Source organism: Variovorax sp. RKNM96 (genome assembly GCF_017161115.1).
Lineage (GTDB): Bacteria > Pseudomonadota > Gammaproteobacteria > Burkholderiales > Burkholderiaceae_C > Variovorax.
In genome coordinates this window covers 1,546,773-1,565,548 of record NZ_CP046508.1, presented here as the reverse complement: position 1 = coordinate 1,565,548, position 18,776 = coordinate 1,546,773, and the positions used below count along the sequence as shown (strand labels likewise).

The following is an 18,776-nucleotide window of genomic DNA, read 5'->3' as shown; positions in this document are numbered from 1 at the left end:
AATGCGCGGCATATGACGAAGCTCCCCACCGCAATCGCGCTGCTGCTTTGCGCTCTCTCCTTCAACGCCAGCCACGCAGCGGCCACGCTGAAAGACGGCGACATCATCTTCCACACCTCCCGCTCGGCCCAGAGTGTGGCGGTGCAGCGCGCCACCGGCTCGCGCTACAGCCACATGGGCGTCGTGCTGCTGCGGGACGGCAAGCCCTACGTGTTCGAGGCGGTCTCGACCGTGCGCTACACGCCGCTCGCGCAATGGACGGCCCGCGGCAACGGCGGCCACTACGTGGTCAAGCGCCTGCGCGATGCCGACAAGCTGCTGACACCCGGCGCCGTGGCCCGCCTGCATGCACGCACGTCGGACTTCGCGGGCCGGCCCTACGACCTGACCTTCGAATGGTCGGATGGCCGCATCTATTGCTCCGAGCTCGTGTGGAAGCTCTACCAGCGCGCGCTGGGCGTGCGCATCGGCGAGCTGCAGAAGATCCGCGAATTCAATCTCACAGACCCGGCGGTGCGCGCCAAGATGCGCGAGCGCTACGGCGACAAGGTGCCGATGGACGAGCCGGTGATCTCGCCGGTGGCGATGTTCGATTCGCCGTTGCTCGTCACTGTCGAAACACACTGATCCGGAGCCCCTCGGCGGGCGAAACCCCTCCGGCCGCGAGACAATCGTTTCCGTGAGTTCCCCGCCCTCCTCGACAGGCCCGATCCGCCGCATCGCCCACCTCGACATGGACGCCTTCTACGCGTCGGTCGAGCTGCTGCGCTATCCGCAGCTCAAGGGCCTGCCGGTGGTGATCGGCGGCGGGCGCCGCAGCGTCGACGAGGCCATCCGCAACCTGCCCGAGGGCGGCACGCTGGCCGACATTCCGGTCGAATCCTTTCCGCTGCTCAAGGACTACGCGGGCCGCGGCGTGATCACCACCGCCACCTACCCCGCGCGCCAGTTCGGCATCGGCTCGGCCATGGGGCTCATGAAGGCCGCCAAGCTGTGCCCGCAGGCGCTGATATTGCCGGTGGACTTCGACGAATACAGGCGGTATTCGCGCGCCTTCAAGCAGGTGATCCTGGACATCGCGCCGCTCATGGAAGACCGCGGCGTGGACGAGGTGTACATCGACTTCACCGATGTGCCCGGCGGCCAGCGCGACGGCGGGCGCTCGCTCGCGCGGCTGATCCAGAAATCGATCTTCGACGCCACCGGCCTCACCTGCTCCATCGGCGTGGCGCCCAACAAGCTCATCGCCAAGATGGCGAGCGAGTTCAACAAGCCCAACGGCATCTCGGTGGTGTACGAAGGCGACCTGGAGAGCCACATCTGGCCGCTGCCCTGCCGCAAGGTGAACGGCATCGGCCCCAAGGCCGACGAGAAACTCAAGCGCTTCGGCATCGAGACCGTGGGCCAGCTCGCGGCACGCGATCGCGACTGGCTGATCCAGAACTTCGGCAAGGCCACCGGCGCATGGATGCACGAGGTGTCCTGGGGCCGCGACGACCGGCCGGTGGTGACCGAGAGCGAACCCGTCTCGATGAGCCGCGAGACCACCTTCGACCGCGACCTGCACGCGGTGCGCAACCGCGCCGAGCTGGGCGCGATCTTCACGCACCTGTGCGAGAAGCTGGCCGAAGACCTGCAGCGCAAGGGCTACGTGGGCAAGACCATCGGCATCAAGCTGCGCTACGACGATTTCAAGATCGCCACACGCGACCAGACGATCGACCGCTTCACCGACGACGGCAAGACCATCCGGCAGGTCGGCGGGCAGTGCTTGAAGCGCGTGCCGCTGGAGCGTCCGCTGCGCCTGCTGGGCGTGCGCGTGGGGGCGCTGGCGAAGGCCGGCAGCCCGGAGGCGCTGGCACCCACAGGCGCAGTCCGCTCGACGACAGAGCCGGCCTCGACCACCGCATCGCTCTTCTGAAACCATGATCAAACGCTGGCTCCGGCGCATCGCCTTCACGCTGCTGGGGTTCCTGCTTGCGGTGGGGCTGTATGTCGCGGTGGCCTGTGCGCTCGTGCTGTGGCCTGCCAACACGAAGCCGACCGCAGAAGCACCGGCCGTGGAAGCCTGGGTGCTGAGCAACGGCGTGCACACCGATCTCGTGTTCCCGGTGCGCTCGGCCACCATGGATTGGCAGCAGCTCTTTCCGCTTGCCGACTTCAAGGCTGTCCCGCCCGACGCCGAATTCATCGCCATCGGCTGGGGCGACCGCGAGTTCTACCTGCACACGCCCACCTGGGCCGACCTCACTGCCGCACGCGCCTTCGGTGCGCTCGCGGGCGGCAACCGGGCGCTGATGCATGTGACGTACCTGCAGCGGGGGCAGATGCGACGCGGCGCCTACAAGCTGCCACTCTCGCAGGCGCAGTACGCGCAACTCGTGGCCTACGTGCGCGCCGCGCTGCCTTCAGGCCGCGTAACGCCGATCGCCGGTGCGCACTACGACAACCAGGACGCCTTCTACGAAGCCGAAGGCGGCTACAACCTCTTCGAGACCTGCAACACCTGGACCGGCCGCGGCCTCAGAAGCGCGGGCGTCAAGGCCAGCCGCTGGACGCCCTTCGACTTCACGGTGACCTGGCACCTGCAGCCCGCGCAGCCCTGAACCCGTTCAGGGCTTGGGCACACCGGCCTGCCACTGCGGCCAGTTCTTCACGATGTGGTCCACCACGCGCGTACCGACCAGCGCGATGTTCTCCACCGTCTCGGCAAAACCGCCTGCTGTCTCGCCCGGCGCCGGGTCCAGGTGCTGCAGCGTGCTTTCCTTCGGATTGCCCTGGTCGAAGTTGACCGCGCCGCGCAGGCTCATCACGCGATCGGTGCCATGGGTGCGCTTGATCACCAGGGTGATGGCGGCGGCTTCCATCTCGGTGATGACGTAGTCGTCGGCACCGTAGAGCTTCGCGATGTACTGCGCCTGCTTCGACATGCCGGGGCCGTGGAAGAAGGTGTCGCCGGTCATGTGCGTGCCGGTGCCGACGAAGGGCGCGCGGCGCGCGGCCGGGTCGGGGTAGCGCAGGCGGTACTTGCGGGCGGACTCCGAATCCTTCAGCGGCGTGTCGGCCGAGAGCTTCATCGCCCAGCCGACGAGGTCGGGGTTGAGCTTGAAGCGGCGGTAGTCCTCGTAGCCCTTGCGCGGCATGAAGGTCGGCTCGCCGGCCTTGTTCTCCTCTGGCGCCCAGCGGTGGCCGAGGTCGTAGTCCACGAGCCAGGTGGCCCAGCTCACTTCGCCGATGGTGCCGCGCGAGGGCGGCGTGCCGGCCACGCCGGAAATCACGTAGTAGGCCTGCGAGAAGTCGAACTGCGGGTTCAGCAGGATGGCCTGCATCGACGACGACGAATTGACCTTGCCCATGCCGAGCACCGCGCCGCACACACCGTCGGCGTTGCAGTACACGGGTTGCAGCGCACCGGGCACGGCCATGGGTTTGGCGCCTTTCCAGTAGCGCTCGTACCAGTACTGGAACTCGCCGGCGCGGTCGCCGGTGTTCTGGCCGATCTCGAACATGGCGGCAACGAACACCTTGACCTTGACGGGCGCGGCCGTTGCGGCCGCAGCAGCCGGGGCAGGCGAGGGGGAAGCACAGGCCGTGGCGAGCAGCGCCGCGGCGCACAGCGCCGACCAGCGGGCGCAAAGAGAGGTCCAACGAGGAAGCATGATTTTTCCGGCGGAGATAAGTGGAAGGGAGGCACCAACAGCTTGCGGCGTCCTACACCGGGCGATTGTCGGCGCTGGCACAAGCGGATGCATCTCCAGACGCAAACCCCATGCCGGCCTCCACCTCGCCCATCTTCAAGCCGCCTGCCAAGGCACCCTCCAAGCCGACGCCGATTGCGAACGGCCTGGTCTACGTGAACCCCGAGATGCCCGGCATCCGCCGCCTGAAGCACGGCGAGCGCTTCCGCTACCGCGACGCCAAGGGCCGCTGGCTGCGCGACGTGGACGAGATCTCCCGCATCCGCATGCTGGCCATTCCGCCGGCCTACACACAGGTGTGGATTTGCCCGCTGCCCAACGGCCACCTGCAGGCCACCGGCATCGACGCGCGCGGCCGCAAGCAGTACCGCTACCACGCCGACTGGCGCGTGATGAAGGACGAGACCAAGTTCGACCGGCTCGAAGCCTTCGCGCTTGCGCTGCCGCGCATCCGCGCCCGCGTCGCGCGCGACCTGCAACCGGCGAAGGGACAGAAGGTGCCCGGGCGCAGCCAGGTGCTCGCGGCACTGGTGCGCCTGCTCGACACCACGCTGCTGCGCGTGGGCAACGAGGAATACGCGAGCAGCAACGGCTCCTTCGGCCTCACCACGCTGCGCAACCGCCATGCAGCCGTGCAGGGCACGGCGCTCAGGCTGCGCTTCAAGGGCAAGAGCGGCGTGATGCACGAGGCGAAGCTCGAAGACCCGCGCGTGGCGAAGGTGGTGCGCCAGTGCCAGCAGTTGCCGGGGCAGGCGCTTTTTCAGTACGCGGACGAAGAAGGCGAGCTGCGCGGCGTTTCATCCACCGACGTCAACGACTACATCGCCGAAGCCGCGGAAGGTGCCGAAGGCGACCGCTTCACCGCCAAGGACTTCCGCACCTGGCATGGCACGGTGCAGGCGCTGGAACTCACGCGCCTGGCCTGCGAGCCGGGCCGCACCGCAGCGGATGGCAGCCGCTACAGCGCCAAGGACATCCTCGCGGCCGTCGCCAAGCAGCTGGGCAATACGCCGGCCGTCTGCAAGAAGGCCTATGTGCACCCGGCCGTGCTGGCGCTGGGCAGCGCGCTCGCGGACGACGACGAGGATGCAGCCACCGCGTTGTTCGAGAAGATTGCCGGCCGCGCGACGGCCAAGCCTTCGCGCGGGCTGTATGCGGCAGAGCGGCGGCTGCTGGTCTTCCTGCGGACGAATCGGCAAGCGCAGGTCCGCGAACGCCGCGCAGTTACGCAGCGGAAACCTCAGCCGGTCGCGAGCGCGAAGCGCACGCTGTCGCCTTCCAGCGCGATGGCGTAGCCCATGTCTTCGGCGAGGTTCTGCAGCGCGACGGCATCGATGGCCAGCGCGCGCGGCGCACGGTGCGCGTCGAGCACCGGGTTCACGCCACCGGCCTCACGCGGCACCGCGATGAATCGCAGCGCGTCGGTGCCGACCGGCTCGATGCGGATGGCACCGGCTTCGGCCGCGCCGTCGTGCAGGTAGCCCAATGCGCCCAGGAACAGGTAGCGCAACGCGGCGGCGGCGGGCCAGCGGGGTTCATCTTCCTGCGGGTCGAGCGAGGCGTCGACATCGAGCGTCACACCGTGCAGGTCGAAGGCCGAGCGCATCAGGTTCACGCATTGCGCCGCCAGCGCGCTGCGGGTGATGCCGTCGTCGGTGGTGGCCAGTTCCCAGTCGCGCAGCGAGCGGATGGCTTCCACCAACTCCGACACCTGGTTGTCGATCAGGGCCACGCGCTCTTCGCAGGCGGCGGGATCGATGGGGGTGGCAGCCACCTGGCGCTTGAGCATCAGGAGCGCCATGCGCACCACCGAGACAGGTGCTGCCATGTCGTGGCGCAGTGCAGGCAGGGCGCGCGTGAGCAGTTCGTGGCGCACGCCGGCAGCGATCCAGCTGCGCGCTCCAGGCGACGATTTCATTGCGCTGCAGCCCAGGTCGGGGCGCAGCCCATGCGGCGGAGGGCGGCTGGAGGCACGGTCACGGGAAAAATCCTGAAGCGGAAAAGAAGACAACGAGTATCGTGCCCGCCTCCGCGCCCGGATGTAGGAGCGTGCCTACGGCTGCAGCCCCGCAGTTCAGGGTTTTCCGAGGTAGGTGCGGACGTCCTTCGTCTCGACGCCTGCGGCGGCGACCGCCGAGCGCAGTTGCGCCTCGGTCACGCCCAGCGTCTGCGTCCAGTAGCGGACCTCGTGGGATTCATTGACGTTGATGCGGGTTGCATCCTGCGGTCCGCGCTTGCTCAGGTCATCGGCCATGGTGTGGGTTCCTTGTTGAAGGCCACCACGATGCAGCGTCCGCGGGCGACATGCTGGCGGACGGCAGCGCACCTCCTTGCAGGATAAATCCGAGGGGTGTGCTGGAGATGTCCGGAAGCGGCGTGCCCGCACGGCGCGCCGCACCTATCGTCGGCCGCTCCTTCACACCCCACCGAACAAGCAGCATGACACCCGAACAGAACAAGCGCGCCGTGTCCGAGGCCTGGAAGGCCTTCGCGAGCCGCGACCCCCAACGCATCCGCGCCGTGTTCACCGACGACGCCGAATGGCTCGCGCCCAAGGACAACGCCACCGGCGTGGCGCTCGGCTTCACCGACCACATGATCGGCCCCGACACGATCGTGCGCTTCCTGGTCGAGGAGTTTCCGAAGCTCTTCGTCTCGGACGTCTCGGTGCAGTTCTCCCATGTGTACTGCGACGGCGACACCGTGATCCTCGAGGAGCGCATGCAGGCCATGCTCGCCAACGGCAGGCACTACGACAACGACTACTGCTTCATCTTCGAGCTGCTCGAAGGCCGCATCGCCCGGGTACGCGAGTACATGGACACGCAGAAGGGCCGCCGCAGCGTCATCGGCGACCTCCCCGCGGACCTCAGGGCCGCCGGGCCCGCGCCTGCAGTTCCCGCTTGAGGAGCTTGCCGTTGGCGGTGGTGGGCATGGCGTCGATCACCTCGATGCGGGCCGGCCGCTTGTAGGGCGAGAGGTGCTCGGCCAGGTGCGCGCGCAGCGCGGCCTCGTCGAGCGAGGCGCCGGGCTTCAATTCGGTGAAGGCGACGATCTGCTCGTTGCCATCGGCCTCCGGCACGCCGACCACCGCGCACAGGTGCACGCCCTCGAAGCGGCCGATCACCGCCTCGATCTCGGCCGGGTACACGTTGAAGCCCGAGCGGATGATCATTTCCTTCAGCCGCCCCACCACGAACAGCGCGCCGTCGTCGCCGAAGCGCCCGAGATCGCCGGTGGCGTACCAGCCGCCGGGGCGCATCACCTGCTCGGTGGCCGCCGCATCGCGGAAGTAGCCGAGCATCAGGCCGGGGCCGCGCAGCCAGATTTCTCCGGTCTCGCCCTGTGCCACCTCCTGGCCGTCGACGCCCACGATGCGCGCCTCGCCACCCTCCACCGCATGGCCGGCCGCCGTGTCCGCGCGCGGCGCCTCGGTGCGCGTGAGGAACACCGAGCCCGCGTATTCCGACAGGCCATAGCCATAGTGCAGCGGCTGGCCGAACAGGTGCTCCACGCGCTGCTTGAGCCCGAGGTCGAGCGGCGCGGAGCCGGTGTACACGTAGCGCAGCCGCGGAAAGCTTGGCGCCGCGCACTCGGCCTCGATGTGTGCCAGCAGCCGCGCATACATCGTCGGCGGCCCGAGCAGGTTCGACACCTGTTCGTTCGCGAGCGCATCCAGCACATCGGCCGGCGAGAAGCTGCCGCGCAGCACCAGCGACGCACCGCCCCTGAGCGCGGCCATCAGCACCGTGCCGATACCGAAGATGTGCGTCATCGGCAGGAAGGCATAGACGCGGTCGCTCGGGCCGAGTGCACGCACGGCCGCCGATACGCGCCCGAAATGCAGCAGGCCGCGGTGCGACACCATCACGCCCTTGGGCGTGCCCGACGTGCCGGAGGTGAAGATGATTGCAGCCGTATCGGCCAGCGCTGGGTTTAGCTCCGGCTGCGCTTCGGCGCGCACGGCCGAGTACATGACGCCCGGCAGCCCGGCCGGCGCCGCGGTGGCGCGCTCCGCATGCTGGCGCGCGGCCGCCGAGGAGCCGGTCGTGAAGCAGCACAGGCGCGCATCCGCACGCTCGACGATGGCCGCGATCTCGCCCGGCGACATGCGTGCATTCACGCCGCACGACCACGCGCCGACACGGCTGCATGCCATGAGCAACGCGATGTGCGCAGCGCAGTTCTCGGCGACCAGCACCACGCGATCGGTCGGGCGCACGCCGGCGTCCAGCAGGTCCTGCGCGGCCGTGTCGGCCATCGCCTGCAGCGCCGCGTAGGTGGTGGTGCCACCGGGCTCGAAAAGGAAGACGGCTTCCGGCGTGCGAGTCGCGCGCTCTTCCAGCGGGCTGTGAATGCGATGCATCGGCTATTCCGCCTCGATGCCCTTGGACGCGGTCGCCCAGAGCTTGCGATCGGACTGCCCCTTGGTCGCCAGCAGCTCGGCCCCGCCCGACCACACGTCGTAGCCCTGCTCGCGCAACCGACTCGCGATGTCTTCGCGCGCCAGCATCTTGTGCGCCGCCGCATTGATGCGTGCGACCAGCGCCGGGTCCATGCGCGCCGGGCCATAGAGGCCGAACCAGCCGCCCACGTCGTAGTCGGCCACGCCCGATTCGATCATCGTCGGCACGTCGGGCAGCATGCGGTTCCGCTGGCGCGAAGTGACCGCCAGCGCGCGGAGGCGCCCCGACTGGATGAAGGGCCGCGAGGTCGCGATGATGTCGAACATCATCGGCACCGTGCCCGCCATCACGTCGGCGAGCGCGGGCGCGCTGCCCTTGTAGGGCACGTGCGTGAGCTGCACGCCGGTCATCTTCTCCAGCAGCGCGCCGCTCAGGTGGTTGGAGGCGCCCACGCCGGCCGAGCCGTAGAAGAGCTTGCCGGGCTTGGCCTTCGCATAGGCCAGCAGCTCGGCCACGTTGCGCACCGGCAGGTCCTTGTTGACCACGAGCACGTTGGTGTAGTCCACCAGCGGCGCGATGGGCGTCAGGTCCTTCATCGGATCGAACGGCATGTTGCGCTGCACGTTCGGGTTGATGGTGATGGTCGGGCTCGCGCCGAGGAACAGCATGGCGCCATCGGGCGGCGCCTTGGCGACCGCGTTGCCGCCGAGCGAGCCGCCGGCGCCGGGGCGGTTGTCCACGATCACCTGCGTGCCGAGTTCCTGGCCCAGCGCGGGCGCGAGCAGGCGCGCGGCGCCATCGACCGGGCCGCCGGCGGAATAACCGACGACGAGCTTGATGAGCGATGGCAGCGGCTGCTGCTGTTGCTGTTGCGCGAAGACGCGTGCGGGCAGCATGGACAGCAATGTGCTGCCCGCCAGCGCGGCCATGGCATGGCGCCGGGAGAGATCGAAGGATTCCATGAGCGTTGTCTCCTGTTGTGTATTTCTTCGGCGCTCGCACCGCTCAGGCCGGCAGGTCGAGGACCTGCCGCGCGAGGATGTTGCGCTGTATCTCATTGGTGCCGCCGTAGATCATTGCGGCCGTCGAGCCGATCAGCGGCGAGAGCACGTTGAAGGTCTGCCCGTCGAGCACCTGGTCGCCCGCGACCGCGCCCTGCTCTTCGCCGGCCTCGACCAGCAGCGCGCCGATGCGGTGGTAGGTCTCGCTCGCCCAGATCTTCAGCAGCGACACCGAGGCGGGCAGCGGCTTGCCCGCTCGCACGATGTTGGCGAAGCTGGTGTAGGCGGCGGTCAGGTCGGCCACATCGAGCCGGAGCGCCGCGAAGCGCTGCGCGAACACAGGCTCTGCGAACAGGCGCCGCGCCTCCGCGAGCCGCGCGAGCTGGCCCAGCGCGTACTGCGACTGCTTGGGGCTGCCGAGGAAGATGCGCTCGAAACCCAGCAGCGCCTTCGCAATCGTCCAGCCGCCATGCAGCTTGCCGACGAGGTTCTCCGCCGGCACGCGCACGTTGTCGAAGAACACCTCGCAGAACTCCGGCTCGCCCGCCAGCGTGTGGATCGGCCGCACCGTGATGCCCGGCGTGCGCAGGTCGCACAAAAGGAAACTGATGCCCTCCTGCTTGCGCGCTTCCTTGTCGGTGCGCACGAGCATGAAGATATGGTTGGCGTCCTGCGCGAGCGTGGTCCAGATCTTCTGGCCGTTGACGACGAAATGATCGCCCTCGGCATCGCGGCCCGCGATGGCTTCGGTGCGCAGGCCCGCGAGGTCGGAGCCGGCACCGGGCTCCGAATAGCCCTGGCACCAGACGTTTTCGCCGTTCAGGATGCGCGGCAGAAAGCGCCGCTGCTGCTCGGGCGTGCCGTGCTGGATGAGCAGCGGCCCGATCATCACGATGCCTTGGTCGGGCGCACGTGCCACGCCGTATTGCTCCAGTTCCTCGATCCACGCGATGAGCTTGTCGGCCGGCAGGCCCATGCCGCCGTGCGCCTCTGGCCAGGCCGGGGCGATCCAGCCTTGCGCGGACAGTGTCAGATACCAGTCGCGCATCTCGCTCCAGCGCGCGCGATGCGAGAGGTAGCGCAGCTGCTGCGGATAGCGCTGCTGCAGGAAGCAGCGCACCATGCGGCGGAACTCGGTCTCGGGCATGGCGGACCAGTCGGCAGTGCGAGGGAACTCATCGGTCCATGCGGTGGTGTTTGCCGTCGCTTCGCTTTCGCCCGCGAGCAAGCCATGCCGATGTTGATGCGCAGTGACGTTGCCCAGCCACGCCGAGAGGCACAGCACGCGCTTGTAGAACAGGCTCAGGTCGCACTCCTGCGTGTAGCCGATGGCACCGTGCAGTTGCACGGAGGTGCGCGAGGCCTGCAGCGCGGCCGCCGCGCAGCGCGCATTGACGCGGCTCGCCTCGGCTTCGAGCCGATCCACCGGCAGCCCGGCGCCGGCCAGCGCCAGCACCTCGTTCAGCGTGGCCTGCGCCACTTCGAGATGGATGAACATGTCGACGCAGCGGTGCTGCAAGGCCTGGAAGCTGCCGATGGGCTTGCCGAACTGCGAGCGCGTGCGCAGGTAGGCCAGCGTCTGCGCCAGCATTGCCTGCCCCGCGCCGAGCAGCTCGGCGGCCTGCAGGATCTGGCCGGCTGCAAGTGCATGGCGCAATGCGTCTTGTGCGGCGGGTCCTTCGGCCAGCACAGCATCGGACGGCAGCGCGACCTGCTCGAAACGCAGGCTCGACGCCTGCCCGCCATCGACCAGCGGCACCACGGTTTCGCCCACGCCCTCGGTGCCGCGCGGCACCCAGAGGATCACTGCGTCGTCTTCGCCGCGCGCCGACACCAGCCAGCCGCTGGCGGCCGCGCCGGGCAGCACCATGAGCTTTTCGCCTTGCAGCAGCACGCTGCCGGCGCGCCTTTCGCAACCGCAGGCGAGCGGCACCGCGCTCAGGTCGCCCGCGCTCTCCTGCCATGCCAGCGCGGGCAGGCTGCGGCCGGCAATCAGTTCGGTGAGCAATGCACGGGCGGCGGGCGTGTCCAGCCGCGCCAGCAGCAGCGCACTGAGACCGGCCACGGCCAGCAGCGGCTCGGGTGCCGCGTGCTCGCCGGCCGCGCGCAGGATTTCTGCGGCGCCATCCAGTCCCAGCCCCAGGCCGCCCGCGGATTCAGGTGCGAGCATGCCCGTCCAGCCCAGCTCCGCGAGCGCGCTCCAGCCCTGCGCTTCGCCGGCATCTGGCCGCTCCATCAGCGCACGCCGTCGTTGCGTGGCGCGGCTGCGCACGAAGTAGTCGAGCGCCGCTTCGCGCATTGCCGAGAGTGATTCGATATCCATGGCCGCAGCGTGGCAGAAGACCCCGGCAAGCGGCATTTGCATTTGCCGAAGGGAGGGTTTCGCAATCACGGAGCCGCCTCGCGCGGGACGGGACTAGATTCGGCGCATGACCACCAAGATCAAGAAATCCCTGCACACCGAGCTGGGCCACAGCACCCCCGACAGGATCACCGTGCGCGGGCGCGACCTGCCCTCGGAAATCCTCGGCCACCTGAACCTCGGCGACATGGCCTTCCTGGAGCTCACGGGGCGCATCCCGACGCCGCAGGAATCCATCACCTTCAACGCCATCGTCGTGACACTGGTGGAACACGGCGTGACGCCGAGCGCACTGGCCGCGCGCCTCACCTATGCAGGCGCCCCCGAAGCGCTGCAGGCCGCCGTCGCCGCGGGCCTGTGCGGCCTCGGCACCGTGTTCGTCGGCAGCACCGAAGGCGCCGCGAAGATGCTGTACGAGGCGATCCCCTTCGGCGAAAAGCCGACCCGGCCGCTGGCCGACATGGCCAGGGACATCGTGGCCGACCACCGCGCGCGCAAGCAGATCGTGCCGGGCCTGGGCCATCCGCTGCACAAGCCCATCGACCCGCGCACGCCGCGCCTGTTCCAGATCGCGGCCGAGAACGGCCTCTCCACCCACTATGTCGCGCTGATGCAGGCGGTGCAGGGCGAAGCCGAGCGCGTCTCGGGCAAGTCGCTGCCGATCAATGCCACCGGCGCCATCGGTGCGATCGCCGCGGAGTTCGGCTTTCCCTGGAAGATCATCCGCGGCATCGGCGTGATGGCGCGCGCCATCGGCCTGGTGGGCCACATCCTGGAGGAGATCGAGGACCCGATGGCCATCGAGATCTGGCAGCGCGTAGAGAAAGAAGCCGGCGGCCCTCGCCAGGATTGAAGAAAAAGCAACGACCGATGAACAACGCCAACGACAAGAGCTTCCCCGACATCCGCGACGCGGTGCGCGACCTGTGCGCGCAGTTCCCCAACGAATACTTCCGCAAGATCGACGAGGCCCGCGGCTACCCCGCCGACTTCGTCGATGCGCTCACCAAGGCCGGCTGGATGGCCGCGCTGATCCCGCAAGAGTACGGCGGCTCGGGCCTCGGCCTCACCGAAGCGTCGGTGATCATGGAAGAGATCAACCGCTGCGGCGGCAACTCCGGCGCCTGCCACGGCCAGATGTACAACATGGGCACGCTGCTGCGCCATGGCAGCGAGGCACAGAAGCGCGAGTACCTGCCGCGCATCGCCACCGGCGAGCTGCGCCTGCAGTCCATGGGCGTGACAGAGCCCAGCACCGGCACCGACACCACGAAGATCAAGACCACCGCGGTGAAGAAGGGGGACCGCTACGTCATCAACGGCCAGAAGGTGTGGATTTCGCGCATTCAGCACTCGGACCTGATGATCCTGCTGGCGCGCACCACGCCGCTCGCGGACGTGAAGAAGAAGTCCGAGGGCATGTCGATCTTCATCGTCGATTTGCGTGAAGCCATCGGCAAGGGCATGACGGTGCGGCCGATCCTCAACATGGTCAACCACGAGACCAACGAGCTTTTCTTCGAGAACCTGGAGATCCCGGCGGAGAACCTGATCGGCGTGGAAGGCCAGGGTTTCAAGTACATCCTGGACGGCCTCAATGCCGAGCGCACGCTGATCGCGGCCGAATGCATCGGCGATGGCTACTGGTTCATCGACAAGGTGACGGCGTACACGAAGGAGCGCGTCGTCTTCGGCCGCCCCATCGGCCAGAACCAGGGCGTGCAGTTTCCGATTGCCGAGGCCTTCATCGAGATCGAAGCAGCCAACCTCATGCGCTACGAAGCCTGCCGCCTGTTCGATGCGCACGAGCCCTGCGGCGCGCAGGCCAACATGGCGAAGTACCTCGCAGCCAAGGCGAGCTGGGAGGCGGCCAATGCGTGCCTTCAATTCCACGGCGGCTTCGGCTTCGCCTGCGAATACGACATCGAGCGCAAGTTCCGCGAGACGCGGCTCTACCAGGTGGCGCCGATCTCGACGAATCTCATCCTGAGCTATGTGGCCGAACACATGCTCGGCCTGCCTCGCTCGTTCTGAAGAGACCGCACCCATGACCGATTCGAATCACCCGAGCAAGGTGCTCGCCACCTTCGCCGCCGAACTGAAGTTCGCGGACATTCCCGCCCCCGTGCTGCGCCGCACCGAGGACCTGATGCTCGACTGGCTCGGCTCGGTGCTTGCGGCCCGCACCGCGCGGCCGATACGCAGCATCGAGCGCTTCGCGCAGATGATGGGACCGGCGGACGGCCCCAGCGAAATACTGACCTCGCGCCGCACCAGTTCGCCGCTGTTCGCCGCGCTCGTCAATGCCGCGGCCTCGCATTTCGTGGAGCAGGACGATGTGCACAACGGCTCGGTGTTTCACCCGGCGGCCGTGGTCATTGCGCCGGCGCTCGCGGTGGCGCAGAGCATCGGTGCGAGCGGCGCGCAACTGTTGACGGCGGTTGTCGCAGGCTACGAAGTCGGCATCCGCGTCGGCGAATTCCTCGGGCGCTCGCACTACAAGACCTTTCACACCACGGCGACGGCCGGCACGATCGCCGCTGCTGCGGCAGTCGGTCGTCTGCTCGATCTCACGCCGCAGCAGATGCTGCATGCGTTCGGCTCGGCCGGGACGCAATCGGCTGGCGTGTGGGAGTTCCTGCGCGATGCCGCGGACTCCAAGCAGTTGCACTGCGCGCATGCCGCATCGAGCGGGTTGATGTCGGCGTATCTCGCGCAGGATGGCTTCACCGGCGCCGCAAAGATTCTCGAAGGCGCGCAAGGCCTCGGCGTCGGCATGTCGAGCGACGCCGATCCTGCAAAGCTCACCGATGGCCTCGGCACCCGGTGGACGCTGGCCGAGACCTCGTTCAAGTACCACGCCTCCTGCCGCCACACCCACCCCGCCGCCGACGCGCTGCTGCAGGTCATGACGCAGAACAAGCTCAAGCACGGCGACGTAGCGCACGTCACCACGCACGTGCACCAGGGCGCCATCGACGTGCTGGGCCGCGTGACCGTGCCCGCGACGGTGCACCAGGGCAAGTTCTCGATGGGCACGGTGCTCGGCCTGATCGCGGTGCACGGCCGCGCGGGCCTGGGCGAATTCGACCGCGACTTTCTTGCGCCCGAGGTCGCAGGCTTTCGCGACAAGGTGTCGATGCAGCTCGACACCGAAGTCGACACCGCCTACCCCGCCCGATGGATCGGCAAGGTCAGCGTCGAGACCGCCGACGGCCGCACGCTGCAGGGCCGTGTGGACGAGCCCAAGGGCGATCCGGGCAACAGCCTGAGCCGCGCGGAAATCGAGGACAAGATGCAGCGCCTCGCGCACTACGGCGAAGGCGCCACGGCCGACGAGGCCAAGGCGGCGTGCCAGCGCATCTGGCAGCTGGCCGATGCGCCGAAGGTCGGTCGCCTGCTCGGCTGAGTCGCCTCAGTCGAACAGTCGCCCGTGGCCGGGCGAGCGCGCATCGAGCCCGGCCTTGCGCACAAGGTCCCAGAAGCCCGCGGGCGAGCTGGAGACCACGGGCACCTTCAGCAGCGCCTCGACCTCGCGCACCGCATCGAGCGTCACCAGCCCGCCGCAGGAAATGAGGATGCCGTCCGCCCCCGGCTGCGCCTCGAACACCTTGCGGCTCAGGTCCACCAGCACCTGCGTCGGCACCGTGCCGACTTCCTGCACGTCGGAGATCGACAGGCCTTCGAGCGCCAGCGGCTCGAAGTCGTTCTGTTCGAGGTAGTTCCGCAACTGAACGTTGACCTCGTCGATGTAGGCCGTGGCCACCGCCACGCGCCGCACATTCAGGCTGCGAAGCCCGGCGACGATGGCATTGCTCATGGTGGTGCAGGGCAGCCCCGTGGCGCGCGCCATCTCCACTTCCAGTTGCCGGTTGAACGCGGCACCGCGAAAGAAAGTCAGCGACGTGCCCATGAGCGACACGGCGCTCACACCCTCGGCCTTGAGTTCCAGCGCCTTTCCGATCACCGAGTCGATGACCTCGGTGTAGCCGCGCGTGGAGATTTCGCCGAGGCCGAGACCTCTCGCGCTGAAGCGGATGCGGTCGCCGTACAGAAGCGGTCCGTCTACCGGCACTGCGCCGGCTGCGGGGGGAACGATCAAACCGAGATGTTCCACATCAGCCTCCTTCCGCCACGATCCGCTGCTCGGTGATGATGCGTTTCCATCGCACCGTTTCATCGGCCATGTCCTTGCCCAACTGCGCTGGCGTCGAATAGGCCCGCAGCGTGCCCTGCGCAGCCGCCGCGGCGCCGGCCTCCGGCGTGTCGAGCACCGTCTTCACCGCGGCCGAGAGCTTGTCGACGATCTCGTTCGGCGTGCCCGCCGGCGCAAGCACGAAAATGCGCGGCGCCACGTCGAAGCCCGGCAGCGCATCGGCCAGCGGCGCAACGCTTTCCGCGCCTTCGAGCTTCGCGTTGTTCATCAATGCCACCGCGCGCAACTTGCCTGCCTTGGCCTGCGCCATCGCAGCCGTCGCGCTCACCACGCCGATGGGCACCTGCCCACCGATCACGTCGGGCACGATCTGCGCGGCGCCCCGGTACGGCACATGCACCACGAAGCTCCCCGTGGACTGCTTGAGCATCTCGAAGCCCAGGTGCTGCACCGTGCCCACGCCCGATGTGGCGAAGGAGAACCGCCCCGGGTTCGCCTTGAGCTGCGCGACCAGCTCGGCCGGCGTCTTCGCGGGAAAGTCGTTGCCGGTGACGATCATCAGCGGCGAGATGAAGGCCCCCGCCACCGGCTTGAAGCTGGTCAGCGGATCGATCGCGATCTTCGGTTGGAGCAGCTTGGCGATCAGCAAGGCGCTGTCGCCCATCATCAGCGTGTAGCCGTCGGGCGCGGCCTTGGCGACGAGATCGGCGGCGATGAGCCCGGTGGCGCCCGTGCGGTTCTCCACCAACACCTGCTGGCCCAGCACCGTGGACAGGCGCGAACCCAGGAGCCGCGCGACGGCATCGACGCCGCCGCCGGCCGAGTAGCCCACGATCAGGCGAATGGGTTTGTCGGGATATTTCTGCGCCCATGCCGCGGGCACGGCGAGCATGCCCGCGAGGCCAAGGGCCATCGCCGCGCGCAGCGCACGTCGGCGCGCGGGGCGAGTTGCTTGTCTGGTGTTCATCGTGTCTCCGTTTTATTTTTTCTGGAACCGCGCCGGGCTCAGGCCTTGCCCTTGCCGTGCGAGGTCGGCAGCTTCGCCAGCTCGCGCACGCGCTCGGCGTTGGGCGCAAAGCCCAGGCCCGGCGTCTCGGGCAGGGTGAGCCAGCCCTGGTCGGGCACCGGCAGGCCGTCGAAGATCTGCTCGAGCATCTTCACCGCCACGTAGTGGTACTCGACCAGCCCGCCGTTCGACACGCCCGCATGCAGGTGCATGTTGTGGAAGGGCCAGGCGCCGCCGTTGTCGATGGGCACGTTGAAGGCCTGCGCCATGCCCGCGATCTTCAGGCACTGCGAGTAGCCGCCCGAGATGGTCACGTTGGGCTGCAGCACGTCGGCCGCCTGGTTGACCAGCAGGTCGCGAAAACGGAAGGCCAGGCCTTCGTTCTGGCCGCAGGCGAGCGGGATGCTCGTGCGCGCGCGCAGCTGGGCCATCTGGCGGACGTCGTTCTGCGTGAGCGGCTCCTCGAAGAAGCTGATGCCGTACGGCTCGATGCGACGCGCCAGTTCGGTGGCGTGGAACAGGTCGAGGCCGCAGTTGGCATCGACGTACAACTTCACCTCGGGGCCGACAGCCTCGCGCACCGCGGCGACACGGCGCACGTCTTCGGCGATGACTTCGTCGATGGGCCGCGGCTCGTCGCGGCGCGCAAGCGCATGGCCGCCGACTGTCATCTTCAGGCGCTGGAAGCCCTGCGAGACCCAGAGCTTCGCGGCGGCAGCGAGCTGGTCGCGCTCGAAGAAGCCGAAGCCGAAGGTGGCGTACACCGGCACCTTCGAGCGCGCACCGCCCAGCAGGCGCCACAGCGGCTGGGCGAGCGCCTTGGCCTTGAGATCCCACAGCGCGATGTCGAGCGCGGCGATGGCGTGGCTCGCATAGCCGGTCTGGCCGCGCGGCGAGAGCAGCCAATAGAGCTTGTCCCAGAGGCGCTCGGTGGCCATCGGGTCTTCGCCGATCAATGCGGGACCGGCCACCTCGCGCACGGCGGCGGCGATGATTTCCTCCTCGGTGATGGCGGTCATGCCGTGGCCGACAAGGCCGGTGTCGGTTTCGATCTCCGTGAGGCAGAGCGAGAGCGAGGTCTGTTTGTCGAGGCCCAGCACATCGATGGTGACGGGAATGTTCAGCGGCGTGGCGCTGACGCGAACGATCTTCAAGCTTGTCTCCTTCTGGGTGTGCACGCATCTTTGCGCGCGGTCCGCCGGAGAACAATTCGTTTTTGGCGAGTTCGAGCCTTCGCGCGGCGCGAAGGCTCGCGGCTCAGTCGGGCAGGCCCAGATGCGCCAGCACCGAGCGCGCGGCCACGGTCAGCTCCTGCTGCCTGCGCACGCACAGCAGGTGGCGCCGCACGGCCCACGGCGCATCGAGCTTCAGGCAGCGCAGCTTCAGGATCTGCAGTTGCGGCAGGATGGCCGCATAGGGCAGCACGCCGATGCCGACGCCCTGCTCCACCATGCGGCAAACCATGTCGAAGCTGCCCACCTGCATGCGCACCTTGAGCGGCACCTGCGCCTCGAGCGCGGCGCTCAACAGCACGCGGTGCAGGGCAGTGCCTTCGCGTACCACGATATGGTCGTGGCGCAGCACCTCCTCCACGCCAATGCGTTTTCGGCGCCCGAGCGGATGGTCGCGCGCCACCACCACGGCCAGTTCGTCTGTGCGGTACGGCAGGCATTCGAGCGTCTCGGCGGGCGTATTGCCCTCGATCACGCCGATGTCGGCCAGGCCCGCCTGCACCGCTTTCACAACCTCGGTGCTGGCGCGCTCCTGCAGGTCGATCTTGAGCACCGGGTGCAGCCGCAGGAACGAGCCGATCTGCGCCGGAAGAAACTGCGCGATGGTCGACGCATTGGCCGTGATGCTGACCACGCCTGCCACGCCATTCTGGAAGTCATCGAGCTCGGCGCCGAGCCGATCCATGGCCGAGAGCACCGCGCGCGCATGCAGCAGCAGGCCGTGGCCCGCCGAAGTGAGCGTGACGCCGCGCGCATGCCGCACCAGCAGCGGCAGCCGCGCGCGGGCCTCGAGGTCGGAGATGCGCTTGCTCGCAGCAGCGAGCGCGATGTGGCAACGCTTGGCGCCTTCGCTGATGCTGCCGTGGTCGGCAATGGCCACGAAGAGGCGCAGCGATTTCAGGTCGGCCGACATGC

At 68.3% G+C, this 18,776-nt stretch carries 18 protein-coding genes; 8 read left to right on the top strand and 10 right to left on the bottom strand.

The genetic code is table 11. The features are described 5' to 3' along the window. Positions 1-12 precede the first annotated feature (12 nt). The 3 genes from GNX71_RS07160 to GNX71_RS07150 are packed head-to-tail and all read left to right on the top strand — an operon-like array spanning position 13 to position 2,606. Positions 13-627 carry a YiiX family permuted papain-like enzyme gene (locus tag GNX71_RS07160; RefSeq protein ID WP_206177681.1) on the top strand — a complete coding sequence of 205 codons (615 nt, stop codon included), beginning with the start codon at positions 13-15 and terminating at the stop codon, positions 625-627. 52 nt (positions 628-679) lie between these two features. Next, on the top strand, positions 680-1,921 hold the full coding sequence (dinB, locus tag GNX71_RS07155; RefSeq protein WP_206177680.1) for a DNA polymerase IV: 1,242 nt from the start codon (positions 680-682) through the stop codon (positions 1,919-1,921). A 4-nt stretch (positions 1,922-1,925) separates the two neighbouring features. Next, positions 1,926-2,606 carry a TIGR02117 family protein gene (locus GNX71_RS07150; protein ID WP_206177679.1) on the top strand — a complete coding sequence of 227 codons (681 nt, stop codon included), beginning with the start codon at positions 1,926-1,928 and terminating at the stop codon, positions 2,604-2,606. 6 nt (positions 2,607-2,612) lie between these two features. Here GNX71_RS07150 and GNX71_RS07145 read toward each other — a convergent pair whose 3' ends face one another. Then, positions 2,613-3,659, bottom strand: coding sequence for a purine nucleoside permease (locus tag GNX71_RS07145; protein WP_206177678.1), 1,047 nt, complete (start codon positions 3,657-3,659; stop codon positions 2,613-2,615). Between the two features lie 110 nt (positions 3,660-3,769). On the opposite strand from GNX71_RS07145, the gene GNX71_RS07140 reads away from it, so the two are divergent. After that, positions 3,770-4,993, top strand: coding sequence for a DNA topoisomerase IB (locus GNX71_RS07140; protein ID WP_206177677.1), 1,224 nt, complete (start codon positions 3,770-3,772; stop codon positions 4,991-4,993). Here the strand turns inward: GNX71_RS07140 and GNX71_RS07135 are convergent. After that, complete coding sequence (locus tag GNX71_RS07135; RefSeq protein WP_206177676.1) at positions 4,939-5,616, bottom strand: hypothetical protein; 678 nt, start codon at positions 5,614-5,616, stop codon at positions 4,939-4,941. The genes GNX71_RS07140 and GNX71_RS07135 overlap by 55 nt on opposite strands. 156 nt (positions 5,617-5,772) lie before the next feature. Further along, positions 5,773-5,952, bottom strand: coding sequence for a DUF3606 domain-containing protein (locus GNX71_RS07130; RefSeq protein WP_206177675.1), 180 nt, complete (start codon positions 5,950-5,952; stop codon positions 5,773-5,775). Between the two features lie 185 nt (positions 5,953-6,137). On the opposite strand from GNX71_RS07130, the gene GNX71_RS07125 reads away from it, so the two are divergent. Then, the gene (locus GNX71_RS07125) at positions 6,138-6,605 is read left to right on the top strand and encodes a nuclear transport factor 2 family protein (RefSeq protein WP_206177674.1); all 468 of its coding nucleotides are present in this window, start codon (positions 6,138-6,140) and stop codon (positions 6,603-6,605) included. On the opposite strand, the gene GNX71_RS07120 is transcribed toward GNX71_RS07125, so the two are convergent. From GNX71_RS07120 to GNX71_RS07110, 3 genes are read right to left on the bottom strand one after another with little or no spacing between them, the layout of a single operon-like run. After that, the gene (locus tag GNX71_RS07120; RefSeq protein ID WP_206177673.1) at positions 6,568-8,064 is read right to left on the bottom strand and encodes a class I adenylate-forming enzyme family protein; all 1,497 of its coding nucleotides are present in this window, start codon (positions 8,062-8,064) and stop codon (positions 6,568-6,570) included. The genes GNX71_RS07125 and GNX71_RS07120 overlap by 38 nt on opposite strands. A gap of 3 nt (positions 8,065-8,067) precedes the next feature. Next, positions 8,068-9,066, bottom strand: a complete 999-nt coding sequence (locus GNX71_RS07115) for a tripartite tricarboxylate transporter substrate binding protein (protein ID WP_206177672.1) — start codon at positions 9,064-9,066, stop codon at positions 8,068-8,070. A 43-nt stretch (positions 9,067-9,109) separates the two neighbouring features. Continuing rightward, on the bottom strand, positions 9,110-11,428 hold the full coding sequence (locus tag GNX71_RS07110; RefSeq protein WP_206177671.1) for an acyl-CoA dehydrogenase: 2,319 nt from the start codon (positions 11,426-11,428) through the stop codon (positions 9,110-9,112). A 106-nt stretch (positions 11,429-11,534) separates the two neighbouring features. On the opposite strand from GNX71_RS07110, the gene GNX71_RS07105 reads away from it, so the two are divergent. From GNX71_RS07105 to GNX71_RS07095, 3 genes are read left to right on the top strand one after another with little or no spacing between them, the layout of a single operon-like run. Beyond that, positions 11,535-12,320 carry a citryl-CoA lyase gene (locus GNX71_RS07105; protein ID WP_206177670.1) on the top strand — a complete coding sequence of 262 codons (786 nt, stop codon included), beginning with the start codon at positions 11,535-11,537 and terminating at the stop codon, positions 12,318-12,320. 17 nt (positions 12,321-12,337) lie between these two features. Further along, a complete protein-coding gene (locus GNX71_RS07100; RefSeq protein WP_206177669.1) occupies positions 12,338-13,501 on the top strand; it encodes an acyl-CoA dehydrogenase family protein in 1,164 nt (387 codons plus the stop codon). Between the two features lie 13 nt (positions 13,502-13,514). After that, the gene (locus GNX71_RS07095) at positions 13,515-14,876 is read left to right on the top strand and encodes an MmgE/PrpD family protein (RefSeq protein ID WP_206177668.1); all 1,362 of its coding nucleotides are present in this window, start codon (positions 13,515-13,517) and stop codon (positions 14,874-14,876) included. 6 nt (positions 14,877-14,882) lie between these two features. Here GNX71_RS07095 and GNX71_RS07090 read toward each other — a convergent pair whose 3' ends face one another. The 4 genes from GNX71_RS07090 to GNX71_RS07075 all read right to left on the bottom strand — a co-directional run bounded on the left by GNX71_RS07090 (position 14,883) and on the right by GNX71_RS07075 (position 18,774). Then, complete coding sequence (locus GNX71_RS07090) at positions 14,883-15,584, bottom strand: arylmalonate decarboxylase (RefSeq protein WP_241027187.1); 702 nt, start codon at positions 15,582-15,584, stop codon at positions 14,883-14,885. Position 15,585: 1 nt separating this feature from the next. Continuing rightward, positions 15,586-16,590, bottom strand: coding sequence for a tripartite tricarboxylate transporter substrate-binding protein (locus tag GNX71_RS07085; RefSeq protein WP_206177666.1), 1,005 nt, complete (start codon positions 16,588-16,590; stop codon positions 15,586-15,588). A 38-nt stretch (positions 16,591-16,628) separates the two neighbouring features. Beyond that, a complete protein-coding gene (locus GNX71_RS07080; protein WP_206177665.1) occupies positions 16,629-17,783 on the bottom strand; it encodes a mandelate racemase/muconate lactonizing enzyme family protein in 1,155 nt (384 codons plus the stop codon). A 103-nt stretch (positions 17,784-17,886) separates the two neighbouring features. Beyond that, the gene (locus GNX71_RS07075) at positions 17,887-18,774 is read right to left on the bottom strand and encodes a LysR family transcriptional regulator (protein WP_206177664.1); all 888 of its coding nucleotides are present in this window, start codon (positions 18,772-18,774) and stop codon (positions 17,887-17,889) included. Positions 18,775-18,776: the final 2 nt, after the last annotated feature.

What these genes read in the sequence shown, in the direction of transcription:
- GNX71_RS07160 (WP_206177681.1), top strand. Translation starts at nt 13, where the DNA reads ATGACGAAGCTCCCCACCGCAATCGCGCTGCTGCTTTGCGCTCTCTCC.
- GNX71_RS07150 (WP_206177679.1), top strand. Translation starts at nt 1,926, where the DNA reads ATGATCAAACGCTGGCTCCGGCGCATCGCCTTCACGCTGCTGGGGTTC.
- GNX71_RS07145 (WP_206177678.1), bottom strand. Translation starts at nt 3,659, where the DNA reads ATGCTTCCTCGTTGGACCTCTCTTTGCGCCCGCTGGTCGGCGCTGTGC.
- GNX71_RS07140 (WP_206177677.1), top strand. Translation starts at nt 3,770, where the DNA reads ATGCCGGCCTCCACCTCGCCCATCTTCAAGCCGCCTGCCAAGGCACCC.
- GNX71_RS07135 (WP_206177676.1), bottom strand. Translation starts at nt 5,616, where the DNA reads ATGAAATCGTCGCCTGGAGCGCGCAGCTGGATCGCTGCCGGCGTGCGC.
- GNX71_RS07130 (WP_206177675.1), bottom strand. Translation starts at nt 5,952, where the DNA reads ATGGCCGATGACCTGAGCAAGCGCGGACCGCAGGATGCAACCCGCATC.
- GNX71_RS07125 (WP_206177674.1), top strand. Translation starts at nt 6,138, where the DNA reads ATGACACCCGAACAGAACAAGCGCGCCGTGTCCGAGGCCTGGAAGGCC.
- GNX71_RS07120 (WP_206177673.1), bottom strand. Translation starts at nt 8,064, where the DNA reads ATGCATCGCATTCACAGCCCGCTGGAAGAGCGCGCGACTCGCACGCCG.
- GNX71_RS07115 (WP_206177672.1), bottom strand. Translation starts at nt 9,066, where the DNA reads ATGGAATCCTTCGATCTCTCCCGGCGCCATGCCATGGCCGCGCTGGCG.
- GNX71_RS07110 (WP_206177671.1), bottom strand. Translation starts at nt 11,428, where the DNA reads ATGGATATCGAATCACTCTCGGCAATGCGCGAAGCGGCGCTCGACTAC.
- GNX71_RS07105 (WP_206177670.1), top strand. Translation starts at nt 11,535, where the DNA reads ATGACCACCAAGATCAAGAAATCCCTGCACACCGAGCTGGGCCACAGC.
- GNX71_RS07100 (WP_206177669.1), top strand. Translation starts at nt 12,338, where the DNA reads ATGAACAACGCCAACGACAAGAGCTTCCCCGACATCCGCGACGCGGTG.
- GNX71_RS07095 (WP_206177668.1), top strand. Translation starts at nt 13,515, where the DNA reads ATGACCGATTCGAATCACCCGAGCAAGGTGCTCGCCACCTTCGCCGCC.
- GNX71_RS07085 (WP_206177666.1), bottom strand. Translation starts at nt 16,590, where the DNA reads ATGAACACCAGACAAGCAACTCGCCCCGCGCGCCGACGTGCGCTGCGC.
- GNX71_RS07075 (WP_206177664.1), bottom strand. Translation starts at nt 18,774, where the DNA reads ATGTCGGCCGACCTGAAATCGCTGCGCCTCTTCGTGGCCATTGCCGAC.